Annotated in this window: 17 protein-coding genes; 10 read left to right on the forward strand and 7 right to left on the reverse strand. The window is 70.4% G+C overall.

What is annotated here, in order from left to right:
* Positions 1 to 39: 39 nt before the first annotated feature.
* Positions 40 to 1203 carry a hypothetical protein gene (locus tag ACWDO5_RS09765; RefSeq protein WP_450529794.1) on the forward strand — a complete coding sequence of 388 codons (1164 nt, stop codon included), beginning with the start codon at positions 40 to 42 and terminating at the stop codon, positions 1201 to 1203.
* Positions 1200 to 2498: an extracellular solute-binding protein gene (locus tag ACWDO5_RS09770; protein ID WP_450529795.1), complete on the forward strand. Its 1299-nt coding sequence runs from the start codon at positions 1200 to 1202 to the stop codon at positions 2496 to 2498. The genes ACWDO5_RS09765 and ACWDO5_RS09770 overlap by 4 nt, the downstream gene beginning before the upstream one ends.
* Before the next feature lie 13 nt (positions 2499 to 2511).
* On the opposite strand, the gene purU is transcribed toward ACWDO5_RS09770, so the two are convergent.
* Both purU and ACWDO5_RS09780 read right to left on the reverse strand, forming a co-directional pair.
* The gene (purU, locus tag ACWDO5_RS09775) at positions 2512 to 3363 is read right to left on the reverse strand and encodes a formyltetrahydrofolate deformylase (protein WP_450529796.1); all 852 of its coding nucleotides are present in this window, start codon (positions 3361 to 3363) and stop codon (positions 2512 to 2514) included.
* A 74-nt stretch (positions 3364 to 3437) separates the two neighbouring features.
* Positions 3438 to 3884, reverse strand: coding sequence for an SCO4402 family protein (locus ACWDO5_RS09780; RefSeq protein WP_450529812.1), 447 nt, complete (start codon positions 3882 to 3884; stop codon positions 3438 to 3440).
* A gap of 173 nt (positions 3885 to 4057) precedes the next feature.
* Between ACWDO5_RS09780 and ACWDO5_RS09785 the strand changes: the two genes are divergently transcribed.
* Entirely contained in the window at positions 4058 to 5383 is a 1326-nt protein-coding gene (locus tag ACWDO5_RS09785) for an ABC transporter substrate-binding protein (RefSeq protein WP_450529797.1), read from the forward strand.
* 28 nt (positions 5384 to 5411) lie between these two features.
* Here ACWDO5_RS09785 and ACWDO5_RS09790 read toward each other — a convergent pair whose 3' ends face one another.
* Entirely contained in the window at positions 5412 to 6989 is a 1578-nt protein-coding gene (locus ACWDO5_RS09790) for a hypothetical protein (protein ID WP_450529798.1), read from the reverse strand.
* A gap of 157 nt (positions 6990 to 7146) precedes the next feature.
* Positions 7147 to 8529, reverse strand: coding sequence for a transcriptional regulator (locus ACWDO5_RS09795; protein WP_450529799.1), 1383 nt, complete (start codon positions 8527 to 8529; stop codon positions 7147 to 7149).
* A gap of 279 nt (positions 8530 to 8808) precedes the next feature.
* On the opposite strand from ACWDO5_RS09795, the gene ACWDO5_RS09800 reads away from it, so the two are divergent.
* The 6 genes from ACWDO5_RS09800 (at position 8809) to ACWDO5_RS09825 (ending at position 13991) form a co-directional block, all read left to right on the forward strand.
* Positions 8809 to 9465 (forward strand): bifunctional DNA primase/polymerase, encoded by a 657-nt coding sequence (locus ACWDO5_RS09800; RefSeq protein ID WP_450529800.1) that lies wholly within the window; start codon positions 8809 to 8811, stop codon positions 9463 to 9465.
* Positions 9466 to 9524: 59 nt separating this feature from the next.
* On the forward strand, positions 9525 to 10346 hold the full coding sequence (locus ACWDO5_RS09805; protein ID WP_450529801.1) for an ABC transporter ATP-binding protein: 822 nt from the start codon (positions 9525 to 9527) through the stop codon (positions 10344 to 10346).
* Positions 10343 to 11947 (forward strand): transporter, encoded by a 1605-nt coding sequence (locus tag ACWDO5_RS09810; RefSeq protein ID WP_450529802.1) that lies wholly within the window; start codon positions 10343 to 10345, stop codon positions 11945 to 11947. The genes ACWDO5_RS09805 and ACWDO5_RS09810 overlap by 4 nt, the downstream gene beginning before the upstream one ends.
* A gap of 75 nt (positions 11948 to 12022) precedes the next feature.
* The gene (locus ACWDO5_RS09815) at positions 12023 to 12820 is read left to right on the forward strand and encodes a hypothetical protein (protein ID WP_450529803.1); all 798 of its coding nucleotides are present in this window, start codon (positions 12023 to 12025) and stop codon (positions 12818 to 12820) included.
* Positions 12821 to 13202: 382 nt separating this feature from the next.
* Positions 13203 to 13667, forward strand: coding sequence for an SSI family serine proteinase inhibitor (locus ACWDO5_RS09820; RefSeq protein WP_450529804.1), 465 nt, complete (start codon positions 13203 to 13205; stop codon positions 13665 to 13667).
* 123 nt (positions 13668 to 13790) lie between these two features.
* Positions 13791 to 13991: a hypothetical protein gene (locus tag ACWDO5_RS09825; RefSeq protein ID WP_450529805.1), complete on the forward strand. Its 201-nt coding sequence runs from the start codon at positions 13791 to 13793 to the stop codon at positions 13989 to 13991.
* A gap of 15 nt (positions 13992 to 14006) precedes the next feature.
* Here ACWDO5_RS09825 and ACWDO5_RS09830 read toward each other — a convergent pair whose 3' ends face one another.
* The 3 genes from ACWDO5_RS09830 to ACWDO5_RS09840 all read right to left on the reverse strand — a co-directional run bounded on the left by ACWDO5_RS09830 (position 14007) and on the right by ACWDO5_RS09840 (position 16257).
* Positions 14007 to 14144: a hypothetical protein gene (locus ACWDO5_RS09830; RefSeq protein WP_450529806.1), complete on the reverse strand. Its 138-nt coding sequence runs from the start codon at positions 14142 to 14144 to the stop codon at positions 14007 to 14009.
* Positions 14145 to 14157: 13 nt separating this feature from the next.
* Positions 14158 to 15027 carry an alpha/beta fold hydrolase gene (locus ACWDO5_RS09835; protein WP_450529813.1) on the reverse strand — a complete coding sequence of 290 codons (870 nt, stop codon included), beginning with the start codon at positions 15025 to 15027 and terminating at the stop codon, positions 14158 to 14160.
* A 537-nt stretch (positions 15028 to 15564) separates the two neighbouring features.
* Positions 15565 to 16257 carry a metal-dependent transcriptional regulator gene (locus ACWDO5_RS09840; protein WP_450529807.1) on the reverse strand — a complete coding sequence of 231 codons (693 nt, stop codon included), beginning with the start codon at positions 16255 to 16257 and terminating at the stop codon, positions 15565 to 15567.
* Positions 16258 to 16483: 226 nt separating this feature from the next.
* Here ACWDO5_RS09840 and ACWDO5_RS09845 point away from each other — a divergent pair, with 226 nt between their 5' ends.
* Positions 16484 to 17239 (forward strand): SIS domain-containing protein, encoded by a 756-nt coding sequence (locus ACWDO5_RS09845; RefSeq protein WP_450529808.1) that lies wholly within the window; start codon positions 16484 to 16486, stop codon positions 17237 to 17239.
* The last annotated feature ends 175 nt before the right edge of the window (positions 17240 to 17414 follow it).

Genomic DNA, 17414 nt, shown 5'->3' on the forward strand with positions numbered 1-17414 from the left:
TCCCGCGCCGGCCCGGCACCGCGGCCCCCGGGAGGGCGCATGACCAGCCGCAAGCTGTTCCGCCCGCGCCTGAGCCGGCTCCGCCCCGCCCTCGCGCGGCTGCGCCCCGCCGCCACCCGTGCCCTCCCCGCCCTGCGCGGGCTCTTCCCCGCCCTGTGGCTGCGCGCCGCGGGCCGCGCCCCCGAGGGCGGCCGCCCCACCGCCGCGTTCCTACGCCGCCGGATGCTGGTGCTGCCCGCGCTCGCCGTGGTCGCTCTCGCCCTCTCCGCGGCCGCCTACGGCGACGTGCACAGCCGTTCGGAGCGGCTGCGGGATCGTTGCGCGCCCGCAGTCGTGGATCTGGCGCAGGCCCGGATCTCCCTTGAACTCGCCCAGGTCCAGGCCGAGTTACGGCTCCGCACCGCCAAGCAGGCCGGCTTCGTCGAGCTCGGCGAGACCTACCGCTCCCTGCTGACCGAGGCCTCGCAGAGCCTCAACCGGGTCGCACAGTCCGGGGCTCTGCACAAGGCGCAGGAGCAGGAGCTGCGGGTCGTCTCCGGCCTGGTCGTCGCATACGACGACAAGATCGCATGGGCCGACCGGAACCGTCTGAGCCCATTGCTGCGCAACGCCGGAGTCGACTACGCCGACGACATGTTGCGCGGTAAGCACCGGACCGTAGCCCAGGCCACCCCCCAGGAGCCCATCTCCATCCTCGACCGCATCGCCGAGCTGGAGCGCCAACTGCACGAGGAGAACCGCGACTTGGCGGCCTGGAGCCCGCTCACCCTGGCCGCGGCGGCCGCCGCGGCACTAGCCGCCGCCCTCTTCGCCTTCGTCCTCGTCGGCACCTCGGTCTTCCTGCGGGACCGGCTGCGGCTGATCAGCCTGCAGTTGGCGGTGGCGTCGGTGCCGGTGCTGCTCACGCCCGTGCTGCTGGCCGTCGGCGGCGCCGAGGAGCACGCCGCGCAGGAGCGGGTGCGTACGACCGTCGGCGTCCTGGAGCACATGGGCGCGGCCCGTAGGGCACCCCGCACGATCGAGTCCACCGCACGCGCGGCGGCCGCCGTGATGCGCGAAGCCCACCCCGACGGCTGGTCGCTGACCGCGGGCATCGTCGTTCCCGCGGCCGGCGTGGGCGCGCTCGCCTGCGGCGTCACGCTCTTCCTCTACGGCCGGCCCTATCCGGCCGTTCGCCCCCGACGGGAGTACACAGACGTATGAAGCGCTTGAGGGCACTGCTGGCCTGCTGTCTGCTCGCCGCTGCCGCCGTGACGGCGGGCGGCTGCTCGGACGCGGCCGAGGAGCGCACCCTGGTCGTCCTCGGCCCGTGGACCGACGGCGAGGAGAAGCCGTTCGTGGAGGCGCTGCGGCGCATCGGTGAGCGGACCGGACGCAGTTACGTCTACAAGGGCACCCGTTCCCTGCGCGAGACGCTGGTGGCCCAGCTCCAGGCGGGCGCGCCGCCGGACCTGGCGATACTGAGCAGCCCCGGCGAGCTCGCCGAGTACGCCAGGGCCAAAGACGCGTATCCGCTCCCTGAGCGGGTGGCCGGGGCCGCGGTCCCGCCGTGGGCGCCCTCGTTGACCATCGAGAACGAGCAGGGCGAGGCCCGTACACGCGCTTACTGGGCGCCGGTGCGGGTCGACCTGAAGTCGCTGATCTTCAGCCGTGCGGAGAGCACCGGGAAGAGGCCGGACTGGTGCCTGGGTGTGGGCTCCGGCGCCACCTCCGGCTGGCCGGGCACGGACTGGGTGGAGGACCTGCTGCTGCAACGCGAGGGGCCCACCGCGTACGAGAGGTGGGCGACCGGCAAGACCTCGTGGTGGCAGACGAAGGCGGCTTGGGAGGAGTGGGCCGAACTGCTCGCCGCGAACGGCGGGAACCTCGGCGCGGAGGGGCTCAAATTGTCCTTCGAGCAGCTCGGCAACGGCCGGTACGGACTGCTGAACAGCGGTCACTGCACCCATGAGCACCAGGGCTCTTTCATCCGCCGCCACTACGGCGACGACGTGCAGCCCGTTTCCACCGCCGCCTTCTTCGACGCGCAGAACACCGATGGGCTCAGCGACGGGCAGAGCGAGGACAACGCGTTCGAGGTGTCCGGCGACATGGCCGCCGTCTTCAAGCCCAGCGCCGCCGCCTGGGACCTGCTCGACCGGCTGACCTCCCGCCAGGCCCGCGAGGACTGGGCGAAGGCGGCGCGGCCCGGGGAGCGGCCGTACTTCCCCGGCGGCGCGTTCGGCACCGTACCGCTGTCGCAGAGCACCCGCGCTGTCCAGGGCCTGTTCGACGGGGCGGGCCAGATCTGCCTGGACGCCTCGGACGCCATGCCGCCGACGCTGCGGGACGCCTTCTACCGCGCCGTACTGGAATTCCTGGGCGCACCGCAGGACGCGAAGCTGCTGGGCCGGCTGCTCGACCGGCTTGATGCGGAACGGATCCTGCAACGGCAGGAGGGGGCGTTCGTACTGGACGATCTCTGCGACAACGTGCCGAAGCCGTCCGGCAGCCAGTGAGGAATGCGCGCGGTTACGCGAACACCACCGTACGGCGGCCGTTGAGCAGGATCCGGTGCTCCGCGTGCCACTTCACCGCCCGCGCCAGCGCCTGGCACTCCACATCGCGACCGATCGCCACCAGCTGCTCCGGGGTGACCCCGTGGCCGACCCGCTCGACCTCCTGCTCGATGATCGGGCCCTCGTCGAGGTCGGCCGTCACATAGTGGGCGGTCGCGCCGATCAGCTTCACGCCGCGAGCGTGCGCCTGGTGGTACGGCTTCGCGCCCTTGAAGCTCGGTAGGAAGGAGTGGTGGATGTTGATGATCCGGCCGCTCAGCTGCTTGCACAGATCATCCGAGAGCACCTGCATATAGCGGGCGAGCACCACCAGCTCGACATTCTCGCCGCGCACCAGCTCCAGCAGCTGCGCCTCGGCGTCGGCCTTGTTGTCCTTGGTGACCGGAATGTGATGGAACGGGACGTCGTACGAGGCGACCAGTTCGGCGAAGTCCGTGTGATTGGAGACGACCGCCGCGATCTCGACCGGCAGCGCGCCGGTCCCGGAGCGAAAGAGCAGGTCGTTGAGGCAGTGACCGAACTTGCTGACCAACAGCACGATCCGCATCCGCTCGTCGGCGAGATGGATCTGCCAGTCCATCTGGAAAGAGTCCCCGACGGCGGCGAAGCTGGCCCGCAGCTTGTCCACGGTCACCGGCGCCTCGGCCGAGAAGTGGACCCGCATGAAGAACAGTCCCGTGTCACGGTCGCCGAACTGCTGACTGTCCTCGATGTTGCAGCCGGTGATGAAGAGATAGCTCGACACGGCGTGCACGATGCCCTGTTTGTCCGGGCAGGAGAGCGTCAGGACGTACTGGTCGGTCATCCTCGTAGGGTGCCATATCCGCCGGGTCCCGGCGGATCCCGGTCCGTCAGGCGGACCCTTCGGGGAGCGGACCCTCAGGCGGACCGCGTCATGATGCGCAGCACATCGAGCGAGCGCGGCGGCACGTCCGGATCCTCGTCGTCGCTCGCCGAAAGGCGTACGTGCGCCTCCCGGGCGGCCCGCACGGCTTCCGGCCAGCCGTGGTGTTCCAGATAGGCCGATACGGGAGCGTCCGCACCGACTTGGTGCATGATCCGCAGCACGCGCAGGACGGCGACATCGACGAGAGCGGCCTCGCCCGAGTCGCGGAAGATCGTCCCGACGTACTTCTCGGCGGACCAGTTGTCCAGCCAGGTGTCCTCGACCAGGCGGTACACGGCGTCGGTGACGTCGCCGTACCCCTCGCGGCCGGCCAGCCAGCACTCCTGATGGAAGACGGGGTCGGAAAGCATGTGCAGCGCCGAGCGCACGTTGCTGCGCCAGCGCCACCAGGGCATGTCATTGAGCGGCATGCCGCCCATGGTGGAGGAGCGACGGCCGCGACGGGAAGAGTTGTCCGAACCTTGCTGCACGCCGCCGATCGTACGTTCCCCTCTCGCACGGCTGGACGCCCCCCTGCAATTCACCTTGCCGTCACCCCTCGTTGAACCATGCTCGCTACTCCGTTACCCGGGAAGCGGAAATGTGGCGGAGCATGACCGGTTGGCGACGTTCCTCCTCCACCCGCCCATCAAAGACCGCTCGGATTCGCGCCATATGCATGACGACGGCTGCCGTGGCAGCCGGTGCGTCCCTGGTCACGGGCTGTGGCGTCCTCCCCGGCGGCTCGGGGGGCAGGGAGCCCATCAAGGTAATGACCTTCGCCCCCGAGGAGACACGGGCGACGAACATGCCCGGCATGCCGGCGATGGCGAAGGCCTACGCCCGCTGGGCCAAGGCGCACGGCGGGCTCGACGGACACGAGCTGCGCGTCATCTCCTGCAACGAGCAGAACACCTCAACCGGCGCCGCCGCCTGCGCCCGGCGGGCGGTCAAGGAGGGCGTCGTCGCGGTCGTCGGCTCGTACAGCCAGCACGGCGAAGCCTTCATGGCCCCGCTGGAGGCCGCGGGTATCCCCTTCATCGGCGGCTACGGGATATCCGAGGAGGAGTTCACCAGCTACCTCTCCTACCCCGTCAACGGCGGCCAGGCGGCCCTGCTGGCCGGCAACGGCGAGCAGCTCGCGGACGCCTGCGACCGGGTCTCGCTGGTGCGGCCCAACACCATAGCCGGCGACGAACTGCCCGGGCTGCTCAACGCCGGCCTCGCGAAGGGCGATCGGCACGAGTCCGCGGACATCCTGGCGGCGGAGGACGCGACGGACTACACCGCGCAGGCCGAGCAGGCCCGCAAGAAGGCGGGGTCCGGACCCGGGTCGGGCTCCGGGTCGGACGACCGCCCGGGGTGCGTCACCGTCGCGCTCGGCGACCGTACCGAGACCTTCTTCGACTCCTTCCGGCGGCTGCCGGAGGACGACCGGAAGATCCGGGTCTCCTCGGTCATGGGCTCCGTCGGCCAGCCCCTCATCGACCGCACCGGCGGCCGCAACGGCCCGTTCGAAGGCGCCTACATCACGGGCTGGTACCCGGACGCCGGCGACGCGCGCTGGGGCGAGATGGAGCAGGTGATCCGCACCCACGCGTTCGGCGACAACCGCATCGACCCGGCCGACGCGGGCGTGCAGACCACCTGGATCGCGTACACCGTGCTGCGGACGGTCATCCAGTCGCTCGACTCGGACCACATCACGCCGGGGAAGATCTCGCACGCCCTGGACAGCGGGGTACCGGTGACGACCGGCGGGCTGACTCCCACCCTGCGCTGGGAGTACGTGGACATGCTCGGGACGCCCGGCTTTCCGCGGATCGTGAACCACAGCGTGACGTTCCAAGTGGTGCGCGACGGGCGGCTGGTCTCCCAGAAGCCGGGCTTCGTGGACGTCAGCAAGACGCTGTCGGCTTCCGCCGTCGCGTCCGGCTGACGCCGCGCGTCTCGTCTCCTGTCGTCCCCTACAGCTGGTCACTGCGCCGCTGGGTGAGGCCGTACTTTCCAGCGATGGCGTTCCACAGCCCGGAGGCTTCCTGCTTGGCTTTGGTCGCGTCTCCGCTGGCACGGGTGGCCAGGGCGGTCTGTCCCGTATTGCGCGCCTTGCCGTCCTTGCAGCCGTTCTTGCCCTTGACCTGCTTGGCCCAGGCCGCGTAGTGGTCGTCTGCCGATGCGGACGCCTGCCAGGCCTTGGTGAGCGACGCGGTCAGCTGGGCGTGGCTGGGCAGCTTGTCCACGGCGAGCCCCCCAAGGCGCGTCACCAGACCGCGGCGCTGCTCCGCGGCCCCGCTCAGATCACTGGCCGCCTGGTCCAGGTTCTTGCACTGCTTGATGTTCTCCACCGAGCGGATGACCGCGGCGCGGCTGTTGTTGCTGTCGGCGAGGAGCTTGTCGAGCGCCTCGGCCTGCGGCTTGGCGGGGTCGTCAGCGGCCTTGGGGTTGTTACTGGGGGCGTCAGAGGCGGCGGCGACGTTCTTGCCGGCGCCGGGGTCGGTCTTCCCGTCCCCGGAGCCGCCGAACATGACGGCGCTCACGCCGAGCCCGAGGACGGCACAGCCGACGACGACAGCGGCGATGACGGGCACATGCGCGGACTTACGCCGCCGGGGCTCGCGCTCGGGACCCTGCGGCTCGTACGGCGCCTGCGGCTGCGGGTACTGCGGTTGCTGGTACTGCTGCTGACGGGGCGGCTGAGCGGCCGCGCGCGGAGCCCCGAACGGGGGCAACTGCTGTGTGGCGTCCGGGGGTTGGGCGGCGGGCGCGTCCGTACGGAAGAGGCTGTCGAACTCCGCGGGCGGCTGCCGGTCACCGGGAGCTCCCGGCCGGATCCCAAAGGGCGCGGCGGAGGGCGCGGGGGGCACGGGCGCGATGTACTGCGTGGCCTCGGCGTCGGGCCCCGGGACGGGCGCCTGCGCGCGCCCGGCCCCGAGGAACTGCGTCGACTCGGCGGGAGTCTCGGGCGGCAGCGCCCCGGGCGCGACAGGAGGGATGTACTGCGTGGCGTCGGAGTCCCCCATGGGGACGGCCTGCGGGGGCAGAGCCTGCGGCAGCGGTTGCGCGCCGTAGGAGGCCTGGGGGGCCTGCCCCTGCGGGTGCGCGTCGTACCCCGCCTGCTCCGGCGGCAGCACGTCATACCCGGTCTGAGCGGGCGGCAGAGCCCCGTACCCGGCCTGAGCGGGCGGGAGCGAGTCGTACCCGGTCTGAGCGGGCAGCGGAGCGCCGTACCCGGCCTGCGCGGGCGGGAGCGCGTCGTACCCAGCCTGCGGCGGCAGCGGCTGCCCGCCGTACCCCGTCCCCGCATGCGGGGCATCGCCCCAGCCGTGCTGCGCGACCGGCCCACCGTCCGCCGGCGGCCCGGGCTGCCCGGGCTGCTGCTGCGGTCCCCACGGCTCGCCCCACGGCTGTCCGCCCGCCGGAGCCACCTGGGCGTCGGAGACGCCTGGAATCCAGGGCTCACTTCCGTCGGCGGGAAGCACGACGCCTTCATGCGCGGGCCGCGCAGCAGGCAGCTGCCGCTCGTCACCCTGTCCGCTTTGCGTCACCGGGACTCCTACGTGTGGACCTACGGCCGTCGGCTCACGCTACCGGGTACCTCAGCGGCTCCGCACACACGTGTGGAAGCAGTAACAAGAAGCCTCCTTAAGACGCTGTTAAGGGTCGGCCGCCGATGCGCTCCAGAAGCGTCCCGAAAGACACCCCTTAGGCCGCCTGGAGCTCCAGCCGCGCCCCGAACTCCCGCACCGCCGACTCGTCCCTGTACGGCTCGAGCCGTTGCTGGAGGTCTTCCAGATACTCCGCGCCCCGGCTCGAGCGCAGCCTCCCCAGCAGTTCCACCGCGCGCGTGCCCGTGTGACAGGCCTGTTCCACCTCACGCTGCTGGACCTGGGCCGTGGCCAGCAGAACGAGGCCGATCGCCCGGCGCCTGGCCCTCGAATCCGGGTGACCGTCCAGCGCCTGGGACGCGTGGTGCGCGGCCGCCTCCGCCTGGCCCAGGTCGCGGTAGCAGTGCGCCAGCTCGTCCGCGAGATAGGCGTGGTCGAAGTGGGCGATCCACACCGGGTCGTCGCCCGCCGACGGATCGGCCCGCTCCAGCGCGGCGAGCGCCTTGCCGGCCACCTCGTGGCAGGTGCGGGCGTCGCCGAGCAGGGCGTGCCCGCGCGCCTCGGCCGCCAAGAACATCGCCTCGGCCCGCGGGGTGACCTGCCCCCGCGCGCCTTCCTGCGCGGCCCGCGCCAGCTGGGCGATCTCCCGGGGGTTCCCCAGCTGCGCCGCGAGGTGGCTCATGGAGGCCGCCAGCACATACCCGCCGTACCCACGGTCCCCCGCCGCCTGGGCGAGGCGCAGCGCCTGGATGTAGTAGCGCTGGGCGAGCCCGGGCTGACCGGTGTCGACGGCCATGTAGCCGGCGAGCTCCGTCAACCGGGCGACCGCCGCGAACAGTTCGCGGCCGACCGATTCGCGGTACGACCCCGAAAGGAGACCGGAGACCACGCTGTTCAGGTAGTGCACGAGGACCGGACGGACGTGCCCGCTGCCGAAGCGGTGGTCCAGCTCGGTCAGGGCTGTCGTCATCGCCCGTACCGCTTCGACGTCCGAGGCCCCGACCCGCGCCCCCGCCGTACGCGCCACCTGCGTGTCCGCACCGGTGATCAGCCAGTCGCGGCTCGGCTCGACCAGCGCGGAGGCGGCGACCGCCGACCCGGACAGGAAGTCGCGGCGGCCGACGTCGCTGCGCCACAGCTCGCAGACCTGCTCGATCGCGCCGACCACGGTCGGCGAGAACTGCAGGCCGACGCCCGTCGCCAGGTTCTTGCCGTTCGCCATGCCGATTTCGTCGATCGTGACCGTACGGCCGAGTTTGCGGCCGAGCGCCTCCGCGATGATTCCCGGCGCCCGGCCGCGCGGCTGCTGCCCGCGCAGCCAGCGCGCAACCGATGTCTTGTCGTAGCGCAGGTCCAACCCGCGCTCAGCGCCGACCATGTTGACTCGGCGGGCGAGGCCGGCGTTGGAACACCCGGCTTCCTGAATGAGCGCCTGCAACCGTTCGTTCGGTTGTCGGGCGACGAGAGGCCTGGCTGCCATGACTACCCCCTGAGGCCGCGGTGATCCATGAAGTGATCACTGCCCGGCTGATATACGGAGAATGCAGACTTGGAGCGAGTTCGTCGGTTTTTCCCGGGAATCGGCGTGACCCCCTGCGAGTGGCTACCCACCCGCCGCGGTCCGGCCTCATGCGCGCCCCCACCCGTGCACCCGTGCGCCCTGCGTGCAGGACCGATGCTTCGCGCCCCGCCCACGGCACGCCCGTAACCCAAGGTGACGGCGGTAGTTGAGTGTGTCGTGGAAGAGACCATCGGAGTCATGGAAGCCGCGCAGATCCCCCAGCAGCGAGGTGAGCAGCAGCTGGAACATGCCGTGCGGTACGCGGAAGAGAGGCACTGGGACGTGTTCCCCGGCACCTGGCTCGAGGCGGTGGACGGCAGAGAACACTGCTCGTGCGGCGACGTCGCCTGCGCCTCGCCCGGCGCCCACCCGGCAAGGCCGGACTGGGGCAACCAGGCGACCGGGAGCGCGACCGCGGCCCGCCGGCTGTGGTCGAAGCAGCCGAAGGCGTCGATCCTGCTGCCGACCGGCCGCACCTTCGACGCCATCGACGTCCCCGAGTCCGCGGGCTTCCTGGCCCTCGCGCGATTGGAGCGGATGGGCCTCCCTCTCGGTCCGGTGACCTGCACCCCCAACCGCCGGATGTTGTTCTTCGTACTGCCCGGAGCCGCCCTCAAGGTCCCCGATCTGATCCGCACCCTGGGCTGGGCGCCGAGCGCCATCGATCTGATCGCGCGCGGCCAGGGCCACTATGTAGCGGCCCCGCCGACCCGCATCGGCGGCCATGGCGCGGTGCAGTGGGCGCGCCGCCCCACCTCCGCCAACCGGTGGCTGCCGGACTCGGACGAGTTGATCAGCCCGCTGGCGTACGCATGCGGGCGGGAGGCGGCAGCCGAACGAGCACGCCGTCGATAGGGCGTGCCGTACATAAGGTGGACCTGTACAGACATGGGGACACCGAAAGGCAGGGCACCATGCCGGACCAGGCAATTGGAGCCACAGAGGCGGGCGGAGCGCACACAGCGCCGCCCGCCGTTCGCGTTGAGGGGCTGTGGAAGCGGTTCGGCGAGCAGATCGCGGTCGCCGGCATCGATCTGACGCTCCCCGCCGGCAAGTTCATCGGTCTGGTCGGACCGAACGGCGCGGGCAAGACGACGACCCTTTCGATGGTGACGGGCCTGCTCCGCCCGGATCAGGGGCGGGTGGAGGTGTCGGGCCGCGATGTGTGGCGCGATCCGGTCGAGGTGAAGTCCCGGATAGGCGTGCTGCCGGAGGGGCTGCGCCTCTTCGAGCGCCTCTCGGGCCGCGAGCTGCTCGTATACAACGGGCGGCTGCGGGGCCTGCCGGGCGCCGAGGTCGACGAGCGCACCACGCAGCTTCTGGACGTACTGGACCTGGCGGGCGCGCAGCACAAATTGGTCGTCGACTACTCGACGGGCATGCGGAAGAAGATCGGACTCGCGACCGCTCTGCTCCACAACCCCGAAGTGCTGTTCCTGGACGAGCCGTTCGAGGGCGTCGACCCGGTGTCGGCGCAGACGATCCGCGGCGTCCTCGAGCGGTACACCGCGTCGGGAGCCACGGTCGTCTTCTCCAGCCATGTGATGGAACTGGTGGAGTCGCTGTGCGACTGGGTGGCGGTGATGGCCGCGGGCCGCATCCGCGCGCACGGCCCGCTGGCGGAGGTACGGGGCGATGCGCCGTCGCTGCAGAGCGCGTTCCTGGAGCTGGTGGGGGCGAACAGCCGGGACTCCGGTCAGTCGCTGGACTGGCTCGGCGGCGGTGGCTCACGGTGAACACCGCTTCCCTGGCCCTCATTTTCGTAAGGCTGAAGCTGTCGCTGCTGCGCAACGGACTGCGGCAGTCGTCCGGCCGCAGGGCCGCGTACATCTCGTCCATCGTCGTCACCCTGCTCTTCGCGGCGCTCCAGCTCATCGGCCTGATCGCGCTGCGCGGAAACGATCACGCGGCGTCGGTGGTGGTGCTGTTGACGGCGCTGCTGGCACTCGGCTGGGCGGTGATGCCGCTGTTCTTCCCCAGCGGTGACGAGACGCTGGACCCGACCCGTCTGGTGATGCTGCCGCTGCGTCCCCAGCCTCTTGTACGGGCCCTGCTCGCCGCATCGCTCGTCGGCATCGGCCCGCTGTTCACGCTGTGCCTGGTGGTGGGCTCGGCGATCGCCCTCGCGCACGGGGCGGCCGGGGTTCTGGTCTCCGTCCTCGCCACCCTGCTCACACTGCTGGTGTGCGTGGCGCTGGCCCGAGCGGTCGCGGCGGCCAACATCCGCCTGCTGACCTCGCGCAAGGGCCGCGACCTGGCGGTACTCAGCGGTCTGGTGATCGCGGTGGGCATCCAGGTCGTCAACTTCGGCGCACAGAGGATCGGGAACGCGGGCGGTCTCTCGGCGCTGGACCCGGTGGCGGGGATCGTACGGTGGCTGCCGCCGGCGGCCGCGATCGGCGCGGTGGATTCGGCGAGCGAGGGCTCGTACGCGGTCGCGGTGGGGCAGTTGGCGCTCTCTGCCGTGGCTCTGTTCGCTCTGTTGTGGTCCTGGCAGCGCAGCCTGACGAAGCTGATGACGACCCCGGACGGCTCGACCCTGGCCGCGGCTTCGGAGCCGGGCCGCAAGGAGGCTACGGCTATATCGTCCGGCTTCCACCAGCTGCTGCCCGAGGGACGCACCGGAACGGTGATGCAGCGGAGCCTGCGCTATGTGTGGCGCGACCCGAAGACGAAGGCGGCGTGGGTGACGGCGCTGGCGATCGGTCTGATCGTGCCGCTCTTCAACGCGCTGCAGGGCACGGGCTCGATCTACTTCGCCTGCTTCGCGGCGGGGATGCTCGGTATCCAGATGTACAACCAGTTCGGCCAGGACACGTCCGCGTTCTGGATGGTGGCGCTGACGATCTCGTCCACGAAGGACGCGTACACGGAACTGCGCGCCCGCGCCCTGGCGTTGCTGGTGATCACCCTCCCGTACACGGTCCTGGTCTCGTCCCTCACCGCGGCCGTGCTCGGCGACTGGAAGGCCCTGCCGGAGGTGCTCGGCCTATCCTTCGCGCTGCTGGGCGCGATGCTGGCGACGGGGGCGGTGGCGTCGGCCCGTTTCCCGTACTCGATCCCGCAGGACAGCGCGTACAAGAACGTCGCGCCGGGCCAGGGCGGGCTCGCCTGGATCTCGATCTTCGGCGGCATGGTCTCGGCGGCGGTGCTGTGCGCCCCGGTGATCGCCCTGACGATCTGGCTGCATGCCTCCAACTCCCATTCGGCGCTGTGGCTGCTGCTGCCGCTGGGCACGGCGTACGGCATGCTGATCGGGTGGGCGGGTGTACGGGTGGCGGCGCCGCAGACGGCGAGGAGGCTGCCGGAGATTCTGACGGCGGTCAGTAAGGGGTGAGGGGTCAGGGGTGAGGGCCAGGGGTGAGGGGCCTGCTGGTGGGGAGCTGAGCACGCGTGAAGTAGCGTCACGGCCATGTCGACGCCGCCACCCCCGAACCCGTATACGCAGCCGCAGTATCCGCAGTACCCGCAGCAGGGTTACGCGCCGCAGCCCCAGTACCAGCAGCCGTACCCGGGGACGGGTGGCCCGGCGTACGGCTGGGGCGCGCCGCCGCCCCAGCCGCCGAAGAAGAACCAAGGCCCGAAGATCGCGCTCATCACGCTGGCGTGCATCGCGGGTGTATTCGCCTTCGCCTGGTTCGGGAACAACGTCGTCGGTGGTGGCAGCGGCGGAAGCAGCGGGAGCTTCCCGCAGGCGGAGTACCAACTGACGCTCCCCGAGACGCTGCTGGACGGAGAGTACAAGCTGGGCGAGGACCAGTCCGACAAGCGCCAGGACGGGCTGGCCGGCACGAGCGATGCCAACATCCGCGACGCCAAGGCCGCCGTGGCGCAGTACCTCTCGACGTCGGAGTCCGGCGTCCTGGTCATCTCGGGCATGTACGGCCGCATCAAGGACCCGGACGAGGCCCGCACGAGCATCCTGGAGGGCGCCGGGGAGTCGGACGGGTCCACCATCGCCGTACCCGCCAAGGACTTCACTCCGGCCGGCTCGGAAGTGACCATCACCTGCCAGGTACTGACGACGGAACAGACCGGCGGCGGAACGTCCACGCTCCCGATGTGCGCCTGGGCCGACGACAACACCAACGCGGCGGTCGGCCTGACCAACGTCCAGATCGCCAAGCAGTCCCCGGAGGAGGTCGACCTCAAGGCGGTGGCGGAGGCGACGCTGAAGGTCCGTGAGGAGACCCGTAAGCCGATCGGCTGACTCGCCCACACAACTCCGCACCCTCATTGCGGCCATCGGAGCGACACCCGCTGATTAGCACGCGTATACGTTCCGCCCCACAGACGGACCGCGCCGCGACGCCCGCACCCCTCACCGAGCGATGCTTTCCAGTCGAAGCAGCCCGCCCGAACAAAGTACCGTCCAAACATTTACGCAGCTCAGACGGTAGTTTTGCGCTACACCATCAATGATCGTCCACATACTGGACACGCTCCCGCACCCACCCCGAGCTGCCCGAACGACCATTCGGTAACCCTCACTGCAACGTACGCGGCCGGAAAGTGGCGATGGATGTGCACTCACTGTCCGCATGCGCAAGACTCCCGACCGCAATCGCCCCCCGAGCGAAGGAGTTGCACACATGCGTTACATCCTCAACACAGTCGCCGCGACCGCCACGACAGCCGCCCTCCTGCTGACCGGCACGGCCGCCGCGGGCGTCGCACAGGCCGAGCCCACGCAAACTGCCCAGCCCGCCCAGGCGAAGAGCCTGTACGCCCCCTCCGCCCTCGTACTCACCATCGGCAAGGGCGAGGACGCGGTAACCGCCACCGTCGAGCGCGCCGTAACCCTGAACTGCGCCCGGCGCCCCGACGGCACCCACCCCATGCCTGCGGCCGCGTGTATGGAACTGCTGTACATCGAGGGCGAGTTCGGCGCGCTGACCGAGACCCCGTCGACGAAGAGGTGCACGCGCCAGTGGGCCCCGGTCGTGGTCACCGCCCAGGGCGTGTGGCAGGGCAAGCGGGTCGCGTGGTCGGCCACGTTCGGGAACGCGTGCGAGATGGAAGGCAGCCTGGCCGACGGCGCGGTCTTCGCCTTCTAACCCTGCGCGACGTTCTAACCCTGCGCGGCGCGGCGCGCGACGTTCCACGAGGCCGTTGACTTCCGCTGCCCGTCCTAAAGGGCGGGGATTCCTGCCACGGTCGGCTGACCGTCTCGGGCGCGGTTGGCCGAGCTGCTTGGGGCATTGCAGGAGCGCACGCCCACGGACATCGAGATCCGCCCGTCCCGTCTGACCGTTGACGGCGTGGTCTTCGGCCTCATCCCCGCATGCCACGCCGAGTTCGCGGCCGAAGACGACTGGGCGGAGCCCTACCCGGACGGTCTTAGCTTCTCGGCGCCTTGGGACGGCCAGTACGAAACTTAGAGGGTTAACCCTTGATCATTGCTTCCATTCGATAACCCAGCGCGCCTCCTCGAAGAACTGGCGAAGGAACGGCTCATCCTCAACCCGTTCTTCCCCGCCATCGTTCTGGAACTCGCGATCCGAAGCTGTCAGTACGAAATAGCCGGGCCGCATTTGGCGCCACACCTCAAGGCGTCAGCACCCCGTCCAAGAATGGCTCGATCGCCGTCCGCCACCCCTCCGGCTGGTCGTAATGCACCAGGTGGCCCGCGTCCGCCACCTCCGCGTACTCGCCCCGCGGCAGGACCCTGACCATCTCCTGGGCCTCCGCGCGGCCCAACTCCCCGTCCAGGCCGCGCACCACCAGGGTCGGGCACTGGACCTGGGCCAGCTCCTCCCAGTGGGGGTCGTATACCCATGTCTCACGGGAGGTCAGCATCTGGCGGCGGGAGAACACCGGGCGCCAGCCGTCCGCCCGTTCCGCCATTACTTCTGCGAAGAATTCGCCGCGGGTCGGACTGGGGCGCTCGACCCACGGATCGTCCTCGCCGAACCACTTCCGTACGTCCGCCAGCGTCGCAAAGGGGACGGGCCAGGAGCGGAACCAGTCGTCCCACTCGCGCTGCGAGGCCGCGCCCAGCGCCGAGGCACGCATGTCGCAGATAATCAGGGCCTGGACCAGGTCCGGGCGTTTGGCTGCCAGTTGCCAGGCGGTGAGCGCGCCCATCGAGTGGCCGATCAGGGTCACCGGGGCGAGGCTCAGCCGTTCGATCGCGGCCTCGGCGTCGGATACATACGCCTCGCGGGTGAACGGGCCCTCGGCCGGCTTGTCGCTGCGGCCGTGACCGCGCTGGTCAAGGGCGACCGCGCGGTGACGCTCCGCCAGCCAGCGGGCCGTGGACGCCCAGTGGGAGGCACGGCCCATCAGTCCGTGGAGCAATAAGACCCCAGGCGCAGGGGTGTGCACGGCCTCGCCCGGCCCCTTGGGTGGATCCGCGAACTCCCAGGCAGCCAGGCGTACGCCGTCGGCTCCGGTTACGTCGATGCGCCGCACCATGTGGCCTGGCACCCCCTTCTCTCCCCCGGTGATCGAGACCGCGCCGAGCCCCTGTCGAGCTCTGGCGAGTACCGCCAGACTATCGAACCTCTATTCGAGAAAACCCTTCTGCCGCGCAACACCCCTCGTTCGAGTGACCGCCTTCAAGGATTGATGCCCGTGGCCGAGGGGAGATTTTCAGCGGGAGGCGGGCCGCTCGGGGAAGACGGTCCGAGGGGATTGACCCTGAGAGCTCGGGGCTCCGGGTCAGCACAGGGGAGGACAGGCCCCGGCGCCGATAGGCGCCGGGGCCCTCCTGTGCGTACGGGCCGCATGGCATGCGCTGGGCGTGCGGGGCCTGCTGGGCGTACCGAATGTGCTGGGCGCGGTTTTGTGCGGGCGGAGCATACGACGGGCGCATCACCCTGATCCCTCCCCGGCCGTCGGGTCATGCCTCAGCCACAGAGTGGCACGCGATTCGCCCGGGCGCTGCCATTCCGGACAGAAATCGGTTGCTGGCTGGCGGAAAGCGAGGTGACGGTTACCCAGCTATTCCGGCTACTGCTTGGCCACGAAGACGTGCGAGGCGACATCCGCCTCCAGCTCCGCCGCCTCGCCGCTGCTGCCCACCAGCACCCCGCCCGCGGACTCCGTCACGCTCACCACCGAGCCGGGCTGCACGCCCGCCCGCCGCAGCGTGTACATCAGCTGGGCGTCCGTCTGGATCGGCTCGCCGATACGCCGTACGACCACGGTCTTGCCGTCCGCGCCCGGGTCCAGGTCCGCCAGCGACACCATGCCGTCGTCCAGGAACGGATCGGCCTCCGCCTTCTCGCCCAGCTCCTCCAGGCCCGGGATCGGGTTGCCGTACGGCGACTCCGTGGGGTGGCGCAGCAGCTCCAGCACGCGCCGCTCCACCGCCTCGCTCATCACATGCTCCCAGCGACACGCCTCCGCGTGGACCTGCTCCCACTCCAGGCCGATCACGTCTACGAGCAGACACTCGGCAAGGCGGTGCTTGCGCATCACGCGCGTCGCCAGCCGCCGGCCCTCGTCGGTCAGCTCCAGGTGGCGGTCGCCGGCGACCATCACCAAGCCGTCCCGTTCCATACGGGCCACGGTCTGGCTGACCGTCGGACCGCTCTGGTCGAGTCGCTCGGCGATACGGGCGCGCATGGGCACCACACCTTCCTCTTCCAGCTCGAGGATGGTGCGGAGATACATCTCCGTCGTGTCGATCAGTCCGGACATACGTGCCCCTCGATGAAATCGTGCGCTACGGCCCCGACTCAATTCTGACGCATCCCACTGACAAGCGTGCCGTGCCAGGGAAGCCTGTCGGAGAGCCCGTATTGACAGGGCAATGGTCCAGACCGCAACGTGATCCGCGACACTGGTGTTCCCGCCGCGTGCCATGTGGTCGTTCCCCCTGCGTTGCCTGCGTACGCATCTACCCGTCCTCCGGAAGGGCTCAGCGATGAGCGAGAGCAAGCTGGCCGGTCAGTTCTTCGACGCCGCGATCGGTCTGCTGGAGCGCGTACGGGACGAGGAGGCGGCGACCATCGAGGCCGCCGGGGTCGCGATCGCCGACACCGTCGCTGCGGGCGGGCGGCTCTTCGCCTACGGCGCAGGACACTCGTCGCTCGCCGCGCAGGACGTCGTCTACCGGGCCGGCGGCCTCGCCCTGATGAACCTGCTCGCCGTGCCCGGCACCGTCGGCGTCGACGTCATGCCGGCGACGCTCGGCTCCGCGCTGGAACGGGTGGACGGGCTCGCGGGGGCGGTGCTCGACGCCAGCCCGGCCAGGTCCGGCGACGTACTCGTGATCGTCTCGCTGTCCGGGCGGAACGCGCTGCCGGTGGAGATGGCGATGAACGCGCGAGCGCTCGGGCTCAAGGTCATCGGCGTGACATCGGCGGCGTACGCGCGGGAGACGACGTCCCGGCATGTGTCCGGCACGTTCCTCAAAGACCACTGCGACATAGTGCTCGACTCGAAGATCGCGGTGGGGGACGCGGAGCTGACGCACGAGGGGATCGAGGCGCCGTTCGCGCCGGCATCGACGGTCGTGACGAGCGCGCTGATGCAGGCGATGGTGGTGGCGGCGGCGGAGAGACTGGTGGAGCGGGGGATCGAGCCGCCGCTGCTGAGGTCGGGGAATGTGGATGGGGGGCACGAGTGGAATGGGCGTGTGATGAGTGAGTACGGGGACCGGATCTTCTTCCGCCACTAGGTGGTGGGGGTGGGGCCGCTGCGCGGGCTTTCCCCCACCGCGCCCCTTCCCGGCTGTGTCAATTCGTTGGCTCCGCCGCGTGGGGCGAGCAAGCCCCCAGGCCTGTGGTGGCCACCGCCCTGGGCAATGTCTTCGGCTCGTACGTCCTGGTCGTCGCCGTCGCGCTGGGCGTCGG

This window comes from Streptomyces sp. NPDC000880, assembly GCF_053599675.1.

Excerpts from the sequence above, each read along its gene's own strand:
- ACWDO5_RS09765 (WP_450529794.1), top strand. The coding sequence starts at position 40 with ATGACCAGCCGCAAGCTGTTCCGCCCGCGCCTGAGCCGGCTCCGCCCC.
- ACWDO5_RS09770 (WP_450529795.1), top strand. The coding sequence starts at position 1,200 with ATGAAGCGCTTGAGGGCACTGCTGGCCTGCTGTCTGCTCGCCGCTGCC.
- purU (WP_450529796.1), bottom strand. The coding sequence starts at position 3,363 with ATGACCGACCAGTACGTCCTGACGCTCTCCTGCCCGGACAAACAGGGC.
- ACWDO5_RS09780 (WP_450529812.1), bottom strand. The coding sequence starts at position 3,884 with ATGGGCGGCATGCCGCTCAATGACATGCCCTGGTGGCGCTGGCGCAGC.
- ACWDO5_RS09785 (WP_450529797.1), top strand. The coding sequence starts at position 4,058 with ATGACCGGTTGGCGACGTTCCTCCTCCACCCGCCCATCAAAGACCGCT.
- ACWDO5_RS09795 (WP_450529799.1), bottom strand. The coding sequence starts at position 8,529 with ATGGCAGCCAGGCCTCTCGTCGCCCGACAACCGAACGAACGGTTGCAG.
- ACWDO5_RS09800 (WP_450529800.1), top strand. The coding sequence starts at position 8,809 with ATGGAAGCCGCGCAGATCCCCCAGCAGCGAGGTGAGCAGCAGCTGGAA.
- ACWDO5_RS09805 (WP_450529801.1), top strand. The coding sequence starts at position 9,525 with ATGCCGGACCAGGCAATTGGAGCCACAGAGGCGGGCGGAGCGCACACA.
- ACWDO5_RS09815 (WP_450529803.1), top strand. The coding sequence starts at position 12,023 with ATGTCGACGCCGCCACCCCCGAACCCGTATACGCAGCCGCAGTATCCG.
- ACWDO5_RS09820 (WP_450529804.1), top strand. The coding sequence starts at position 13,203 with ATGCGTTACATCCTCAACACAGTCGCCGCGACCGCCACGACAGCCGCC.
- ACWDO5_RS09830 (WP_450529806.1), bottom strand. The coding sequence starts at position 14,144 with ATGCGGCCCGGCTATTTCGTACTGACAGCTTCGGATCGCGAGTTCCAG.
- ACWDO5_RS09835 (WP_450529813.1), bottom strand. The coding sequence starts at position 15,027 with ATGGTGCGGCGCATCGACGTAACCGGAGCCGACGGCGTACGCCTGGCT.
- ACWDO5_RS09840 (WP_450529807.1), bottom strand. The coding sequence starts at position 16,257 with ATGTCCGGACTGATCGACACGACGGAGATGTATCTCCGCACCATCCTC.
- ACWDO5_RS09845 (WP_450529808.1), top strand. The coding sequence starts at position 16,484 with ATGAGCGAGAGCAAGCTGGCCGGTCAGTTCTTCGACGCCGCGATCGGT.